Consider the following 16,889-nt stretch of genomic DNA (forward strand, 5'->3'; position numbering starts at 1 on the left):
TATAACAATGTACAACATTATCAAATTATCAAAACAACATTATTAATTCATCATGAACGCTAAACTTAAAAAGACGTTTCTAACAGCCTGTTTGGCATCTAGTACGATGTTAGCTATGGCAACAAACACAAATGACAACCCATTAATGCACCCAAGCACACTGCCTTTTGGTGCACCTGATTTCAACAAAATTAAGTACGAACACTATCTTCCTGCACTACAGGCAGGTATCGCACAGCAGCGTGCTGCCGTAAAGCGCATTGTAGAGAACAAAGCAAAACCTACCTTTGCTAACACTATTCTCGCTTATGAAGAAAGTGGTAATCTGCTTGACCGTGTTTCTAGCATCTTCTTCTGCCTTACCAGTTCTGACAAAACAAAGGAAATCGCTGAAACTGAAAAGGCGATTATGCCTGAACTTACCGCTTTGGAAAACGAACTTTCGTTTAACCAAAAGCTCTGGGAACGTGTAAAATATGTTTACGACCACGAATATAAGAAACTGAAAGGCGAAGACAAACGACTTCTTGAAGAGACTTACAAGAGTTTTGTACGCTCTGGCGCCAATCTTGCTGCCGATAAGAAAAAGCGTATGGAAACGATTAACAACCGTATCTCTGAACTGCAACAAGACTGGGGTAACCTGTTACCTGAGGCTACAAACAGTAGCGTGGTATGGGTGAATTCTAAAGAGGAACTCGCTGGCCTAAGTGATGCGGATATCGCTCAGTGTAAAAAAGACGCAGAGAGCCGTGGTAGCAAAACTCCTTACTGTATTGTTATTGTCAATACTACCCAGCAGCCTATCTTGGCTTCGCTTGACAATCGTGAACTCCGCCGTCGCGTATACGAGGCTTCAGTACATCGTGCAGACGGTACCCGATCATTCAATACCTTCCCTATCGTTAGTGAGATGGCAAAACTTCGCGCTATGAAGGGTGAACTCATGGGCTACAAAGACTATGCTTCTTATTCGCTCGATAAGACAATGGCGAAAAACACGAATAATGTGTATGCTTTCTTAAAGAATCTTATCGCTTCTTACAAACCTATAGCTGATGCTGAAACTGCAGAAATAGAAAAATATGCTCAAAAGTCTATGGGCGCCGACTTTAAGCTTCAGCCTTACGATAGATTCTACTATTCTGCTAAGATGAAGAAGGAGAAATATAATCTCTCTGAAGATGATGTAAAACCATATTTCAATGTCGACAGTGTACTGGTTAATGGTGTATTCTATGCAGCTCATCGAGTATATGGCTTGAACTTTAAGCCTCGTACAGACATTCCTACCTATCACCCTGACATGAAGGTGTTCGAGGTAAGCGACAAGAATGGCAAAACTATCGCCCTCTTCTATGTAGACTATTTCCGTCGCCCTACCAAACGCGGTGGTGCATGGATGAGTTCTTTCGCAAAACAAAGTACGTATCGCCATCAGTTACCTCTTATATATAATGTATGTAATATGGCCAAAGCACCAGAGGGACAGCCTTCACTGGCCAGCTGGGATGAAGTATGTACAATGTTCCATGAGTTTGGTCATGCACTACATGGCATTCTGAGCAATTGTAAATATAATACGCTAAGCGGTACTGCCGTACCTCGCGATTTCGTGGAAATGCCATCACAATTTAATGAAAGCTTTGCTCCTATTTCTGAGGTATTCGACCACTATGCAAAGCATGCTACAACAGGTCAGGCTATGCCTGCTGACTTAAAGGAAAAAATGCTAAGCTCTATCAATTATCAGGCAGCCTATGCTCTCGGTGAGAATTTGGCAGCAACATGTCTTGATATGGCTTGGCATGTATTACCTTCTAAGGATGTACCTTTAGCTAGCGAAGCAAATGCTTTCGAAGCAAAAGCGCTGAAAGAAATTGGATTGCTAGACAGTCAAGTTCCACCAAGATACTCTACTTCTTACTTCAATCATGTTTGGGGTGGCGGTTATGCTGCAGGTTACTACAGCTATCTCTGGACTGAGGTCTTAGCTGTTAACATTGCTAATTTCTTCGAGAAAAATGGTGCACTGAAGCCTGCTACTGGTCAGGCCATGCGCGATAAGATCTTAAGTAAAGGTTACACTGTAGACTTGATGAAGGCTTTCTCAGACCTCACAGGTTTAAAGGCTCCTGATGCTTCTGCGCTTCTCAAAGCTAGAGGTATGTAAGAAAGATTTATTAGATCATATAAAAACCTATAAGCCTTTGTTATCAAACGGGCTTACATCTATAAAATACTCTGTCAAACTTTGGCAGAGTATTTTTTTGGTTACTCTACAGCATACTTTTAAAACTGTTAAAGAACAACATTCCTAATTCTTAAAAATGTTAATTTTAAAAGTTTAAAATCTTAAAATTAACCAGTTAGCTGATAAAACTATCAACTTTACTTAAATATTTTGCATTATCAGGAAGTTATTTCTATATTTGCAATGTCAATCAAAGATGATAGACATGCTATCAAAGGGATGATAGTTTTGCATTTTCCATATAAGAATTATATAAATACGAATATTGAAAACACTTAGATCTTCATAGGATTAGTTTTTTTAAGGTAATAAGATTGATGGGAATCAACGATAACTTCAAAAAGTTAATAGATTAGTAAAAAACAAATTATTGATTTGGTAAAACGTAAAAAATGACTTTGGAGCATTTCGTATTTTAGCGAAAATACGAGATGCTCCATTTTTTTACAACATCATGTTAGTAAAAATTAATTCTGCTCAGCTACACCCAAAGTAAGGTCTGTACTTTGAAAAGCCTTAGCTGTAGTACCTGCAGGCATATTGAGAGCTTTATCTATATTAGCACAAAGATTCGCACTAACGAGAGACAATACGGCTAAACCCTCAAGAGGCTGATACTTATTCTCATTAAATTTCTTGATGAATTCGTTAAAAAGTTCTTCACCAACTTTTGCCATTTCTGGAGTAATAGTCACTGACTGTTCGTTGTTATTGTTTTCCATAATTTAAATTGATTTTATTAGTACGGTTAACAAAGTTAGCTAAAAATTGCCAATAACAAGAAAACTATAGCCACTTTTTTGCTAATGTTACTCAAAATAGTTATCTTTGCGTTCCCAAAAAACAATGAACAATGGAAAAAAAAGAAAGAATACGTGAATTGCTCGAAGAAGCTCTCCCACTCGTTGATTTAGATTCTGAATTTCTTTTCAGTGAGCTCGACTCACTGGGCATCACCACTATACTGATGCTGCTCTCTGAGGAATATCACATCTGCTTGGAATCAGAGGATGTGACACCTAAAAACTTCAAAAACTTAGAGAATCTCACCAAAATGGTTGAGAACAAATTACAACAATAATCTTGTTATGTGTTGAATACAAGTTTTTTCAAGATCAAAATTACAAGATTGCTTATTATTACTCGGTCCGAATAATTGAATTCATGATAGAAGACTATATTAAACTTTTCGCTGAAAAACAACCTCAAAAGATTGCTATAATATGTGATAGACAAAAGGTAACTTATGAGCAACTATACGATAAGATAAAAAAACGCGCAGCAGAAATATGTCAGCGCTTTGCTACAAATAAGCATCAATCTCATCGTGCGATTGTTTTTAGAAGTAGTCAGACCATCGATTTTCTGGTAACCTATTTTGCTATTCATCTCAGTGGAAACATTGCTGTTCCTCTTGAGAAGGATGCTACCGAAGAGACTTTTTCGACCATTCAAAAGCAAGTGGAGCACATGATATTCCCAAAAGAAGTGGCCGATATTCTTTTTACTACGGGCACAACAGGAAAATCTAAGGGTATTATGATTAGTCATCGCGCAATACTTGCAAATGCAGATAATCTAAAAGAGGCTCAAGGATTCAACAAAGATCTAGTCTTTATTATCAGCGGACCACTCAACCATATCGGCAGTCTTTCTAAAGTGTATCCTACACTAATGTGTGGTGCTACCCTCTATCTGCTTCAAGGCATGAAAGACCTAAACGCTTTCTACACAGCTCTTGACTATCCTTGCAGTAAGATGGCCACTTTCCTCGTTCCAACCAATATTCGTATCTTGCTGACATTCAGTAGCAATCGCCTGCATACTTATGCCCACAAAATAGATTTTATCGAGACTGGAGCTTCAGCTATCTCACAAAAAGATCTTGATTTACTTCGCAAAACACTTCCTACTTCACGCCTCTATAATACTTATGCTTCTACAGAAACGGGCATTATCGCTACCTATAATTTCAACACCCCGGAAAGTAAAGCTAACTGTCTGGGAAAAGCGATGAAACATTCTCACTTCTTCATTACTGCAGAAGGTAGAATAGCCTGTCAGGGAGACACACTGATGTTGGGATATGTTGGCGATGAAGAGATGACACGACTCGTTTTGAACAATGGTACCATCTATACTTCTGACAATGGAGAAATAGACAGCGAAGGACGTCTACATATGTTAGGAAGACAAGACGATGTCATTAATATAGGTGGCTACAAAGTAGCACCTACTGAAGTAGAGGACGTTGCACTGTCGCTACCCGATATCAAGGAGTGTATCTGTATTGCTGCCGAACATCCAGTTATCGGGGTCGTAACCAAACTCTTGATTGTCAGCGAGAAAGACGAAATCGATAAAAAATCAATAGCCCGTTTTATTGCCAGCAAACTAGAATCGTATAAAGTACCTATATACTATGAAAAGGTAGATAAGATAGAGCGTACCTTTAACGGTAAACTCAATCGTAAATACTATCGATAAAGCAGAGTTGCGCTTCAAAATTGTTATCCGAAAGATAGTCTATACTACCTACAATAGCTTTTGTTATTGGAGCATCACTTGAGAGCATGCTTTGCGCTTCACGCAATAATGCAGTAACATCTTGATTATCATGAAGCAAACAGAAAGAAGTTTCACCATGATACCCCTGGCGAATAGCAATTTCTCCGGTTACCATATTCGGCAAAGTATACGTAAAAAGATGTGGACTAGGAATATCTTGCATGGAAAGCGCATAACTATGGTCAGTAGAGATAGATCCATACTTGCTATATAATAGAATGGCTGTATCTTCTCCACTCTGTCCGGCAAAAGACGAAGCGGAAGTAACCTCTACAGAAGAATCCTTCCGGACAGCATGAAGAAGAAGCTCAGATGCAACAAACCCTAGTTTACTTAGATTATCCATTTTGTAAAAACGAGGATAATCGCCTATTTCAAATTTATATACTTGTTTTAGAAAGGAAATACCCATTTCAGACAATGGCTCGTTGGCATCCTCAAGAGCAATAGTATAGTCTTGTCCATCCAACACAATATGCTGATTTCGGATACTCAACTGATGCTTAACAGTAAACGATCGTTTAATAGATGAGCTTTCAGGTTTAATAACAGCACCTTTAGCTACTAATATTGCCGCATTACAACCACCAAAGCCCGCAATTGTCTTCAGAAAAGCCTGCTTATCTGTAGTCGTATTCTGAGTCACAATATTCACACGTTTACTGACACCAAGTTCATCAAATCCTTTGGTGGCCAATACGGTATGATCATCTACAGCCATACGAGTAATAATGATATCGAGCACGCCTGTAGCACCCATCGTATGACCATAATAAGCTTTAAGTGAATTAGCAGGGATATCAGCAAGTCCTTCGCGAGATAAAGCTACAGCCTCCATTTCATCATTAAACAATGTTGATGTACCATGTGTATTAACACATGCAAGTATTTCTGCAGGATAATCCTCCATCGTACGATGAATAGCCATAGCCAGACCAGTAGCCTTAGGCGAAGGTGCCGTCTGATGGTAAGCATCATTACGTACTACTCCCGAAGCAAGATACCAATGATCCGGATGCCAATCGGCCTTATGAAGAATCACAGTAGCAGCAGCCTCTCCCAAATTTAATCCGTTTCGATCTATGTCAAAAGGACGACACGGAGAAGCTGACAAGGCTTTAAGCGACTGAAAACCTGAAATAGTAAAAGATGACTGTACATCACATCCACAGACAATAACATAATCATACGCATCACACGCTATGAAGCGCTTTGCCACAAGTAGAGCATGCACACCCGAAATGCAAGCATTGCACACTACCTGAGGAGTAGATGTAATACCTAACTTCTGTGCTATTACATGAGCACTATTAACCAAGCTAACACGTTCAACATCAGGAAGTAGTTCTACATTACCTTTAGTAGAACTTAAGATGAATAATGTACGACCAGAGGTAATATCAAAATCTGTCCCATCAGGTATTTCACGTATAGCACCCTGAACAGAACGAACAGCCATCTTCTCAAATCTGCTAAGTCCTAAAAAAGATGAGCTATCTTCCCAAAACTTTTCGGGCATCAACGATGCAGTAAATGCAAAATCAAGATTAAACTTATGTTCATACTTCTGCAGACCAGTGACACCCGCCTTTACATTTTCATAGTTCTCCTTTGAGGAAATACCCAAAGGAGAAATGATATTATCTGCTATGATTTCTATCATCATCTTAACGTTTAAACGTCTGCAAAGGTAATCATTTTTGAGTGATTACTCGCTTAAACGGAATAGAAATCTTAAGACTACACAGCCTTGGCTTGCGTGCAAAGAGAAAGAAAATACTGGTGAATATGTGTATCTTCATCAAGCTCAGGATGAAAGGCTGTAACAAGTTGATTTCCCTGTCGGGCTGCAACGATGTGGCCATCTACTTGAGCTAAAACATCTACATTCTCACCTATTTCTTCAATATAAGGAGCACGAATAAACGTCATTGGAACACTACCGATACCCTTAACATCACTCTCCACACGGAAACTGCCCAACTGTCGACCGTAAGCATTGCGACGAGCGTCAATATTCATTGTATTGAGATGTGTATGATCGAGCAAAATCAATCCTGCACAGGTGCCAAATACAGGAAGCCCTTTGGCAATAGCATCCTGCAAAGGCTGCCACAATAACTCATCTTTCATTATTCTCATCATAGCAGTACTCTCACCACCAGGAATAATAAGACCTACTATCGGCTGCTGGGCATCACTCAAAGCCTCGTTCCAATCAGCCAAATTACGTATCTGAACTGACTCAACTCCCAAACGATGGAGCATCTGCTGATGTTCAGCAAATGCTCCCTGTAAAGCTAAAACGCCAATCTTCATGATCTTAAGCTTTATAGTATACTTAGATTTTGTATTGTTGTTACTTTCCTCTTTCAGCCATGAGCAATTCGATTTCACTCTCATTGATACCGACCATAGCCTCACCTAAATCCTCACTGAGTTCAGCGATGATAGCAGGATTCTGATAATTGGTTACAGCTTTCACGATAGCCTGAGCACGCTTCACAGGATTACCGCTCTTAAAGATACCACTACCTACGAATACACCCTCTGCACCAAGTTGCATCATGAGTGCAGCGTCAGCAGGAGTAGCCACACCACCTGCAGCAAAATTGACTACAGGAAGTTTACCGTTCTCATGAACATACGCTACCAACTCATAAGGCACACGCAATTGTTTAGCTGCTTCATAGAGCTCATCTTCGCTAAGCGAGGTGAGTCGACGTATTTCACTCTGCATCATACGCATGTGGCGTACAGCCTGAATGACATCACCAGTACCCGGTTCACCCTTAGTACGAATCATTGTAGCACCCTCATTGATACGTCTTAATGCTTCGCCCAAATCTTTGGCACCACAAACGAAAGGCACTTTAAACTTGCGCTTGTCGATATGATATACATCATCTGCTGGAGAGAGAACTTCACTCTCGTCAATATAATCGATCTCAATAGCCTCGAGAATCTGAGCCTCAACGAAGTGGCCTATACGACACTTAGCCATAACAGGAATCGTAACAGCCTCCTGTATACCTTTAATCATCTTAGGATCGCTCATACGTGAAACACCACCAGCTGCACGGATATCAGCAGGAATGCGTTCGAGCGCCATAACAGCACAAGCACCTGCTGCTTCCGCGATCTTAGCCTGTTCAGGAGTGGTTACGTCCATAATTACTCCGCCCTTTAACATTTGGGCGAGATTGCGATTCAAAGTTGTTCTATCTTCCATTTTTTTATATCTGTTATTATTTTTACGTTCCGACTGCAAAGGTGAGAACAAAAACTGAATTGTCAAAAAAAACGTTCCTATACCCAATAACATTAGTCCGATTCCAGCAAATCGTTTGTGATTATATGAATTTCATTTATCATTTTCGGAACTCTATTCTTATTCTATTAAAAAAAAATGTACCTTTGCTCTCATGAATACATTAACTCCTATATTAACCATTACCGGTTCTGACAACACAGGTGGAACGGGTATACAGCAGGATATCAAGACGATATCTGCCATGGGGGGACATGCACTCACAGCTATAACCTCTATCACCATACAAGACGATAAACACATCAAGCGAATATTCGACCTTCCCTTTCATGTAGTACTCCGACAGGTACAGAGCATCATCAGCACCCAGCACCCGAAGGCGATCAAAATGGGTATGATACGTGATGTGGAGACGATTATCGAATTGAGCAAGGAGGTAGAACACTGCGATAATCTTATCATCGTTCCCGGTATATTGTCATCTAAGGGCGAGTATCTCATGTCTATGGAGGCCATTCATGCCTGGAAAACATTTCTTATACCAAAAGCCAAATTGCTCATCATTAAATGTGACGAAGCTGAAAAGGTTCTTGATATGAGTATCAAAACATCTGATGCTATGATAAAAGCTGCCCGTAAATTCAGTGCTATGGGAGCCAAGGGTATCATGTTACGTGGAGGACATGTTAAGGATAATAGTGTAACAGCTTTACTCTATTACGATGGATTCAAACAGTTTTATACTTCTCTTAACATGGCGGGATGGCAGAGGCATGGTGTAGGAGCTGCCATGTCTGCAGCCATAGCCACTCGTTTAGCGCTTGGAGACAGCCTCAGCAGTGCGGTTCATATCGCACATAAATACATGCATACCCAAGTGGTATACAATGTAACCTCTGACGAAAAAATAACAGTAAGACCTGTTGACTTATACAATGTATTTATGGATATTTTGGCCGACAACTTTAAGGAACACCACGAGGTGAGCTTTTATGCGAATAAAATGAACATCGGCACACGATATCTCGGATCTATTACGAATAAAGTGGTAGAAAAGTCGCCTAAATTGATTATCACAGAATATCTCATGCAGGAAGCTAAACAGATGTTGCAAACTACATTTCGCTCCGTACAAGAGATATCCTATGATTTGGGATTTAAGACACAAAGCCAGTTTACCAAGGCTTTTATCCAAATATATGGTACACCGCCTTCTGAATTCAGGAAACAGGTGTGACCTTAAATCGTGATGAATACTGATTTTTTCACGTGCGCTTACCAGATTTTCTTCAGTACAACGCTATTGACACTTTCACCTTCACGACTGTCGGCCTCCTTCGGAAAATATATCGGAGCACCATTCTGCTTAGGAAGGATACGAAGTTCTAAGTCTTCTATATGTTCTGGTAACCGAGCTATGTCATACTGCATAGGCTGGCCATTATAAAAGTTATCTTCAATAAGTTTTCCATGAGCATAAAGACGAGCACAATCACCACGATAATCGATTTCAAGTAACATTCGCTCATGAGCCATTTTTTTAGACTTCAATTCAGTATCAGTTGTAGTGCATTGGCTTGGGTTGCTTAATACTTTCGGGATAGTAATAGTATATACGGCAGCCTGATTCCAATCTTCTTCTGAAGGAGCTTCTGCGACTTTAGCTTTTCCTTTAATGATAGTACGCAACTCTTTGGCTTCTTTAATTTTACGAACAGTTACATTATCATTCGCCAACATAGAAAAACGCTTATTCTGTGTATTACCATCCAACAGATAATACTCTGCAGTAGATTCATCGAGTAGATAGATATTCTTATAAACAGGTTTCTTTAATCCTTTTGCCTTTACATGCTTGAGCACCTTTCCATTATCCAAGGCTATTTCGGTATCTACTCCTGGTATCGCCATAAGATAAAGTTTTCCATCTTTCTTATCGAGTAACTGAGCTGTAGCATACTTCAACCCCTCGACACGAACAGGAAAGATTCCTGCAGTACCAGCAGGAATCGTTATTGGGCTACTCGGAAATTTTACGCCCTCAACCTCAAACTGAATATTTTTCTTGGCACTAAGATGAGCAAATCGTTCATAGTTATTCCAAAACACAAAAGCCTGCTTGTTCTTACTTCGATAACTCCATCGCAACTTACTGTCATCGCCCTTCTTAAGAGCAGCACTACCATCAATGATAGTCTCTGTCATAGGTGCCAATAACTCGCCAAAGGATTTAGCAAAAATATGTAATGGACGCAACTTAAAATACACCTGATTACGCTGCCCAAACTCATTGAGCGGAGCCTGAAAATCATAGGTTACTACGGGCAAATCATTATTTGCTGTTCCAGGAGTACGCTGAGTCTCGTTAAGGGCAGTAAGTTTACCTTCAGGATTTGTTCCACCATGATACATATAATATCCCAGCAGATTACTACCACTTCCCAACTTCACTACAGCCATAGCATACGCATCCATAGGATACATATACACGCGCTTATGATAGCTTGTAACCATACCACCACCCAATTCACAAGTAAAATACGGATAAGCCTGTTCATTACGCTGTTCTTTCTGTTTACCCAGCAGATCAGTACCTATCGCCGTACTAGTACGGGTAGAACGAAACGAAAAAGCTTTCCAGTAATCGCCAGCACCTTCTTTTATATCTTTATCCCAAAAACCATCGGCATAATCTCCATACAGCGGAAGCATTTCACCATAAGGAATTGGTGTACGAAGGGCAGGCCATCCGGTACGAGTATAGAAAGGCAAATCGAAACCAATCTTTTGAGCTATTCGCTTCAATGCCATAAGATAACTTCCATTACCCCGATATTCATTATCAAACTGAGCTGCGATAACTGGTCCGCCATCCTTCCACTGCAAACCTTGTATCTGAGTAAAAATTTGTCGATAGAGATTTTCGACAAGACTCAAGAACTTAGGTTCTTCAGAACGAAGTCGACACCCCTCCTGAAATACCCAGTCTGGTATTCCACCATTACGAACCTCTCCATGGCAGAAAGGACCAAGGCGTACGATAACAGGAAGTTGCAGTTCCTTACAGATTTCTATAAAATGTCGCAGATTACGCTGACCACTCCAGTCGAAGATTCCCTTCTGCTCTTCTACATGATTCCAAAAAACGTATGTTGCAACAAACGTCACTCCGCCTTCCTTCATCTTCAACAGTTCATTTCGCCATTCACTTGCAGGAATACGTGAATAATGCACTTCACCCATGACCGGCAACACCCGATGATGATTCATCGAGAGACTGAGCGAATCCCAGGATACTACAGCATTTTGGCTCCAACCTAAAGAAGCCGCAAAAAGGAAATAAATCGAAAAAAATAATTTTCTCATTGTTATTTATCATTAGATTATCAGATGTCAAAGACCCAACTACTAAATCGTGGATATGGCAACCCAAACTCATTGTCGGGTTGCAAAACGCTTCAGAATATCACACCTTGTAATATACTGCTCTGTATCGTCACGATATTGTCGTGTAAGTGCCAATAACTGCGTATAATAAGGTTTTACAGCAGGATATTCAGCTATCACATGTATGTTTTCATCATAAAAATGGAACACTCTGCTTTCTATCTCCATACGCACAAAAGCTTCTGCATAAAGAGTTGCTATCTGATGGCGCATAGCCTGATGGTTCGCATTCATCACTTCTGGCGATGCATAAATCCGGCGTGCTTCAACAAGATATGTGAGTGCAGTTTGTGCAAAATCTTTCTCATAGCTGCGAGCACTGTCGATACACGACCATCCATAATGGGTAAGATACCAACAGTCACCATAACATGAAGCCTGATAATATCGGCTTGCCAACTGATAAGCAATATCAGCCCGAGTTTCTTTCTTAGCCAAACGATACTGAGACTCCAGCTGAAGCATTTCTTTACAGAAATCCACTTTCTGATTACTTTTAAGACTAGACTCTACATACTCTTCTTCTGACCATGGAGCACGCTCTTTTACTACTTGTCGACCAACAATCCATCGGTCACGATTATAGCTACGACGAGCCATATAGTAAGCTAATCCTTGACGAGCCACATAGCTTAAAGGAACCTTCTCAAGAAACTTCAAAGCCTCAGCAAAACGTCCTTCTCGCAAATACTTCGTACCGATTCTATCAGCAAAATAGTTAGCATCAATATAATGGTCTACACTCCCTTTACCCACATACCACTGCATAATATATCGAGTAAGCGCATCGTCTTTCCCTTGTTTCATATGAGCATTATGCTGTTTGATATAATCAACATAAGCCAGTGTCTGGTCAGCTGAGAGCGAATCTACCTTATCTTCATATTCGTAATTAGAATAAAATGATTCGACAGAAGGTTTAGGTTGAAGGACAATACCAAGCGTAGCAAGAGCTCCATACTGATCACCAGCCTTACGATAATGCTCCACGATATTCTGATAAAGTATACGATGGCGAACACGACAAAAATAGCTATCATCATCATTGTCCTTAATCTTACTGTCAAGATATGCCAGTTCTTGCGTTACCACATCACTGTACTTTGCATCCCTATTCATACAGCGAGAATAAGACAGCAGATGTATACAACGGGCATTATCGAGCATCATCTGTGTACCTTTCATCTGCATAGCCCTCTCACTTTCCTGCAAAGCAAGCTGAGGCTTACCCTGTAAATAATGTATCATGGCAATAGCCTCTTGCCACAAAGCCGGAACCTTGCTTTTATTTTCGCGTATCACTTGATTGGCAAATCGTACAAATGCATCAGCATGCGGCTTGTAAGATTGTATTTCGCCCTCCCAATAATTGTCATAATTTTCCTGGACTGAGTTGACAAAATTCTGCACCAAGAAATCAAGTGTAGGCGAATTAGGATCTTCTGCATATATCTTCTTCATACCATCAAGCTTCCAGTAGTTTTGCACACACCAGCGCAAACTTTCATAGTCACCCTGTTGAGCATAAATAGCTGCAGCACCTTTACGATTTCCTGTTTTATAAAGGGCTCGAGCATAGATATTACGGCACATATCCCGATAAACACCGGCAGGCAATTTAGAAGCCCTACTCTTCCATACAGTCAAATTTTTAACATCCTCTGCATAATACATATTGCTACGCATAAGCAGCAAGGTATATTGTGGCAGACATGCCCCGTGAGTATAGGCAAGAGCCTTGCGTTTTATTTCAGCCATCTGCCTCTTCATTTTCAACAATTCTGCCTTTGTCGGATAATTCCATCGATCCTTCATAGCATCACACACCGAACGATAATTCTTTGTGAGTCGGATATACTCAGCCATCGCTCGATCATTCTTACGAACTGCCGACTTATAAATGGTAGTCAACTGTGGGTCAAAATAATCTTCAGCTTGTTTTCCGGTATAATTACGCCAGTACTGCTGCAAACGTTCATAGAATGCTTCCTGTCCCCCATGACCAAAAACATCCATCATATAATAATTATGTACAGGTCCGATTGGACCACACCCCCATGTACCGATTGCTTGTGACAGCATCAAACTAATGCAGATGATAAACTTTCTCATAATCTTTTGATTTATAGTAGGATAAATGATTTTTACTCAAGTCGAATACGATTACTTCATCGTTGATATCTGGACGTATAGCCATAAGTTTCTTTTGCACCAGGAGCACTTCTTCTGCTGTTGACTTGCGAGTAATCACAGTATCACCAGGCAATAAAGGCAGATCATCATCAGCATGCAGAATACCTAAATAGTGATTACCTCTGAAAGCTATACGATAGGCAAAAAGCGGATATGCTGCCGTAAGCGGTAGACTATAATCGCTTAAATAGTCAAGATAAGGATTGATATCTCGCATATCAAGTATAGGATGTTCACATGAACGTCGAGTAAAATCACCCGTATTATAGACCATTAACACACCACGATCAACAGGAGGCGCACTCTGCATCAACTGATGCAGACGTATAGTGGCAGATAAAGTAATATGATGCTTTGAGGCTAAAGTATGCAACTGCTGTAACATGGAAAAGAAATGCTGACGCGTACTATTAGTCCAATCGCAGTCTATCTGAAGTTCGTGCACACGGTGTATGTCATTAGTGGCATTCATCTGAAGTACGCGATCTAGTATTTGTTGTGCCAATTGTGGTTGTGGTTTTCTCATCACTTCGTTGACAATAAAAATAACAGGTACTATTTCTAAGCTGTCGCTCACACGAGAAATATCTGATTTTGCATTTTCTTTATCAACAAATTCATGAGATGAGTTAAAGGAAAATGTTGCATTCGGAACCGGCACTCGACTTTCATTCAACACCACGTCAAAGTATCTAACATACAATCGATTAAGATGATTCGTAAAAGTATAACTTTTAGGTATGTCGGTCCAAGATGTACTCCAATAATAAGCCGAACGAACGCCATAAGCCTTACGAGATTGATACGTGCAACCAGCAAGGAAAAACATTCCTACGAAAAGAGACAACAGAACCAGAAAAAAACATCTGATCTGCAAAAGCGATTTTATAGTATAAAATACCAAATGCTTGTTCATGTTAATACAAAAATTCATCAGCTATGCAAAGGAACAAAAAAAATATATAGGATACAAAAAAATAGAAAAAAAACTACAATTTAGTAGGAGTTATTTGCATTTTGCAAATCCATCACATAATAAGTTATAATTTACTTCCTTCGTGATAGTCAGCATCAAGTTCTGTGTATTTTTGATCATCATATGCTTTTCGGGCGGAAACTGCAATATTTCATCAGTTCCCGCCCAAAAATGATTAGCACGAAGATAAGCAAATTACTTCGTTACTATATCATACAAACTCTTATAATCCTTGGCAACGTCATAGATGTAACCGTTGTCGCTGATGGTTTTGAAGTGGCGACGGGCACATTCTATCTTGCTTTCCTCATTTCACCACTTACCAAATATACCAGTGTATGCTCTGTGACCATATTCTCACAAAGCTTATCTTTACCCACATGGCACAAGAAGAAGATTTCCATTTTTCCAAATTATTATAATTGCAAAAATACAATTTTATTTAATGCTGTTGGTTTTCTTAAACGTCAAATTTAACTTTTCTCATTCGCCATTAACCTCTTTGCTTGATTATAAATCAATCACTCGAAATGTCGGGTAAACCTTATTTATTTCATGAGCCATAATAGATGATATTTGACCGTAATGAGTAGTATGTCAAATAAAATATCAAAAAAACAAGATGACCAAAAATCGTATTCTAGCTCAAAATCTTCAACTTTTGCTCTGCCTGTTTGATCTTTTTTTCACCCCTCGATTCTCTCTTCCGCCAAAACCACAGGTCCTAGGGGTCGAAACCTAAGACTTTGTTCGCTAAACTCTATGACCTTATCGCGTCAACCCTAAGCTTTCGACCCCTAGGAGCTATGGTTTTGGCGCCCATTTTTTTAGCCATCGAAACACAAAACGCATAACGCACTGATATTCAATTAGATACAAAAATCCTTCAAAATTCGCGTATTTGAAGCATTCTTTCTGGCAATTTCAAATACGCAAGCCTCAGGAGGGTTCTTGTCAACAAAATTCAACCCCGACAACCTACTCTCATTATAAAATTTCTATAGCATATTTTGAAGTGTAAATATCACATTTAATATTTTTTTTGTAAATTTGCTCGCAAATAACCAATAATAATCAAATAACAGTTATATAACAAATTATGAAACAATTTAGATCTCTTCTACTAACCGCTTTAATATTATCTTTGGGGTTGCAGTCAACAAACGTTCAGGCTAAACAATACCAAGAAAAAGATATGGGAGCATATCTTATGGTATACCACAAAGATGCCGACCATGGCCTGCACATGGCCATTAGTTTTGATGGCTATACCTACACCGCACTTAACGATGATAAGCCAGTTATCGCCGGAGACAGTATCGCCGTACAGAAAGGAATTCGTGATCCACATATTTTCCGCGCACCTAACGGCTACTTTTATCTTGCCATGACCGACCTACATATCTACGCACAAAAAATGGGCTATCGCGATACGGAATGGGAACGCCCAGGAAAAGAATATGGTTGGGGAAACAATAAGGGACTTGTATTGATGCGAAGTGCAGATTTAATACACTGGACAAGAGCAAACATCGACTTTACAAAGTTCGGTAAAGAATACGAAGATTTAGGCTGTGTATGGGCACCAGAGACAACTTGGGACTATGAGCACAATCGACTCATGATTTACTATACCATGCGCCATGGAACAAAGATGTGTAAACTCTACTACAGTTATGTCAACGAAGACTTCAACCAAATAGAAACTAAACCCGAGATACTTTTCACCTACCCTAAAGCAGATAAAGAGGCTATCGATGGTGATATTTCATACACACCTGAAGACAGTACCTATCACCTGATGTACTGTTCGCACGATGGAACTGCTGGTATCAAGCAGGCTACAAGTAAGCACATTACAGGTCCATGGACATACATCGATGACTACTGTGACTTTGAAAAAGGGGGATGCGAGGCTCCTCATATCTACAAACTTATCGGTCAAAACAAATGGTTGCTGATGTATGACTGCTATCGAAGAAATCCTCACAACTTTGGTTTCGCAGAGACTTCTAACTTTAAAGATTTCAAAGACTTAGGACTTTTCGATAAAGGAATAATGAAACGCACAAACTTCTCGGAGCAGAAGCATGGAGCTGTATGCCATATCACCAAAAAAGAGGCTAAAAAACTCGAAAAATACTGGAAAAAATAGCATTGTTCTTACAGAACCATACTAA

At 39.8% G+C, this 16,889-nt stretch carries 12 protein-coding genes; 5 read left to right on the plus strand and 7 right to left on the minus strand.

The genetic code is table 11. The annotated features are described in order from the left end of the window. The first annotated feature begins 52 nt into the window (after positions 1–52). Entirely contained in the window at positions 53–2,173 is a 2,121-nt protein-coding gene (locus tag L6471_RS09520) for a M3 family metallopeptidase (RefSeq protein ID WP_027452808.1), read from the plus strand. A 548-nt stretch (positions 2,174–2,721) separates the two neighbouring features. On the opposite strand, the gene L6471_RS09525 is transcribed toward L6471_RS09520, so the two are convergent. Further along, positions 2,722–2,976 (minus strand): hypothetical protein, encoded by a 255-nt coding sequence (locus tag L6471_RS09525; RefSeq protein WP_027452809.1) that lies wholly within the window; start codon positions 2,974–2,976, stop codon positions 2,722–2,724. 131 nt (positions 2,977–3,107) lie between these two features. Here L6471_RS09525 and L6471_RS09530 point away from each other — a divergent pair, with 131 nt between their 5' ends. Beyond that, entirely contained in the window at positions 3,108–3,335 is a 228-nt protein-coding gene (locus L6471_RS09530; RefSeq protein ID WP_006281083.1) for a phosphopantetheine-binding protein, read from the plus strand. 83 nt (positions 3,336–3,418) lie between these two features. Then, positions 3,419–4,741, plus strand: coding sequence for a class I adenylate-forming enzyme family protein (locus L6471_RS09535; protein WP_237797266.1), 1,323 nt, complete (start codon positions 3,419–3,421; stop codon positions 4,739–4,741). On the opposite strand, the gene L6471_RS09540 is transcribed toward L6471_RS09535, so the two are convergent. The 3 genes from L6471_RS09540 to pdxS all read right to left on the minus strand — a co-directional run bounded on the left by L6471_RS09540 (position 4,719) and on the right by pdxS (position 8,054). Beyond that, the gene (locus tag L6471_RS09540; RefSeq protein ID WP_237797267.1) at positions 4,719–6,488 is read right to left on the minus strand and encodes a beta-ketoacyl synthase N-terminal-like domain-containing protein; all 1,770 of its coding nucleotides are present in this window, start codon (positions 6,486–6,488) and stop codon (positions 4,719–4,721) included. The genes L6471_RS09535 and L6471_RS09540 overlap by 23 nt on opposite strands. A 74-nt stretch (positions 6,489–6,562) precedes the next feature. Next, a complete protein-coding gene (gene pdxT, locus L6471_RS09545) occupies positions 6,563–7,141 on the minus strand; it encodes a pyridoxal 5'-phosphate synthase glutaminase subunit PdxT (protein WP_006281086.1) in 579 nt (192 codons plus the stop codon). A 40-nt stretch (positions 7,142–7,181) separates the two neighbouring features. Next, the gene (gene pdxS, locus L6471_RS09550) at positions 7,182–8,054 is read right to left on the minus strand and encodes a pyridoxal 5'-phosphate synthase lyase subunit PdxS (RefSeq protein WP_006281087.1); all 873 of its coding nucleotides are present in this window, start codon (positions 8,052–8,054) and stop codon (positions 7,182–7,184) included. Positions 8,055–8,247: 193 nt separating this feature from the next. Between pdxS and L6471_RS09555 the strand changes: the two genes are divergently transcribed. After that, positions 8,248–9,330: a hydroxymethylpyrimidine/phosphomethylpyrimidine kinase gene (locus L6471_RS09555; RefSeq protein WP_074548705.1), complete on the plus strand. Its 1,083-nt coding sequence runs from the start codon at positions 8,248–8,250 to the stop codon at positions 9,328–9,330. A 38-nt stretch (positions 9,331–9,368) separates the two neighbouring features. Here the strand turns inward: L6471_RS09555 and L6471_RS09560 are convergent, their stop codons facing one another. The 3 genes from L6471_RS09560 to L6471_RS09570 all read right to left on the minus strand — a co-directional run bounded on the left by L6471_RS09560 (position 9,369) and on the right by L6471_RS09570 (position 14,562). After that, a complete protein-coding gene (locus L6471_RS09560; protein ID WP_237797268.1) occupies positions 9,369–11,459 on the minus strand; it encodes a beta-galactosidase in 2,091 nt (696 codons plus the stop codon). Between the two features lie 69 nt (positions 11,460–11,528). Further along, positions 11,529–13,652, minus strand: coding sequence for a hypothetical protein (locus L6471_RS09565; RefSeq protein WP_094448750.1), 2,124 nt, complete (start codon positions 13,650–13,652; stop codon positions 11,529–11,531). Further along, a complete protein-coding gene (locus tag L6471_RS09570; protein ID WP_237797269.1) occupies positions 13,627–14,562 on the minus strand; it encodes a hypothetical protein in 936 nt (311 codons plus the stop codon). The genes L6471_RS09565 and L6471_RS09570 overlap by 26 nt, the downstream gene beginning before the upstream one ends. A 1,246-nt stretch (positions 14,563–15,808) precedes the next feature. Here L6471_RS09570 and L6471_RS09575 point away from each other — a divergent pair. Beyond that, positions 15,809–16,864 carry a glycoside hydrolase family 43 protein gene (locus L6471_RS09575; protein ID WP_143067162.1) on the plus strand — a complete coding sequence of 352 codons (1,056 nt, stop codon included), beginning with the start codon at positions 15,809–15,811 and terminating at the stop codon, positions 16,862–16,864. Positions 16,865–16,889: the final 25 nt, after the last annotated feature.

It is taken from the genome of Segatella bryantii, from assembly GCF_022024215.1.
Taxonomy (GTDB): Bacteria; Bacteroidota; Bacteroidia; order Bacteroidales; family Bacteroidaceae; genus Prevotella; species Prevotella bryantii.

What these genes read in the sequence shown, in the direction of transcription:
- L6471_RS09560 (WP_237797268.1), bottom strand. Translation starts at nt 11,459, where the DNA reads ATGAGAAAATTATTTTTTTCGATTTATTTCCTTTTTGCGGCTTCTTTA.
- L6471_RS09565 (WP_094448750.1), bottom strand. Translation starts at nt 13,652, where the DNA reads ATGAGAAAGTTTATCATCTGCATTAGTTTGATGCTGTCACAAGCAATC.
- L6471_RS09540 (WP_237797267.1), bottom strand. Translation starts at nt 6,488, where the DNA reads ATGATGATAGAAATCATAGCAGATAATATCATTTCTCCTTTGGGTATT.
- L6471_RS09535 (WP_237797266.1), top strand. Translation starts at nt 3,419, where the DNA reads ATGATAGAAGACTATATTAAACTTTTCGCTGAAAAACAACCTCAAAAG.
- pdxT (WP_006281086.1), bottom strand. Translation starts at nt 7,141, where the DNA reads ATGAAGATTGGCGTTTTAGCTTTACAGGGAGCATTTGCTGAACATCAG.
- L6471_RS09555 (WP_074548705.1), top strand. Translation starts at nt 8,248, where the DNA reads ATGAATACATTAACTCCTATATTAACCATTACCGGTTCTGACAACACA.
- pdxS (WP_006281087.1), bottom strand. Translation starts at nt 8,054, where the DNA reads ATGGAAGATAGAACAACTTTGAATCGCAATCTCGCCCAAATGTTAAAG.
- L6471_RS09575 (WP_143067162.1), top strand. Translation starts at nt 15,809, where the DNA reads ATGAAACAATTTAGATCTCTTCTACTAACCGCTTTAATATTATCTTTG.
- L6471_RS09520 (WP_027452808.1), top strand. Translation starts at nt 53, where the DNA reads ATGAACGCTAAACTTAAAAAGACGTTTCTAACAGCCTGTTTGGCATCT.
- L6471_RS09530 (WP_006281083.1), top strand. Translation starts at nt 3,108, where the DNA reads ATGGAAAAAAAAGAAAGAATACGTGAATTGCTCGAAGAAGCTCTCCCA.
- L6471_RS09525 (WP_027452809.1), bottom strand. Translation starts at nt 2,976, where the DNA reads ATGGAAAACAATAACAACGAACAGTCAGTGACTATTACTCCAGAAATG.
- L6471_RS09570 (WP_237797269.1), bottom strand. Translation starts at nt 14,562, where the DNA reads ATGTTTTTCCTTGCTGGTTGCACGTATCAATCTCGTAAGGCTTATGGC.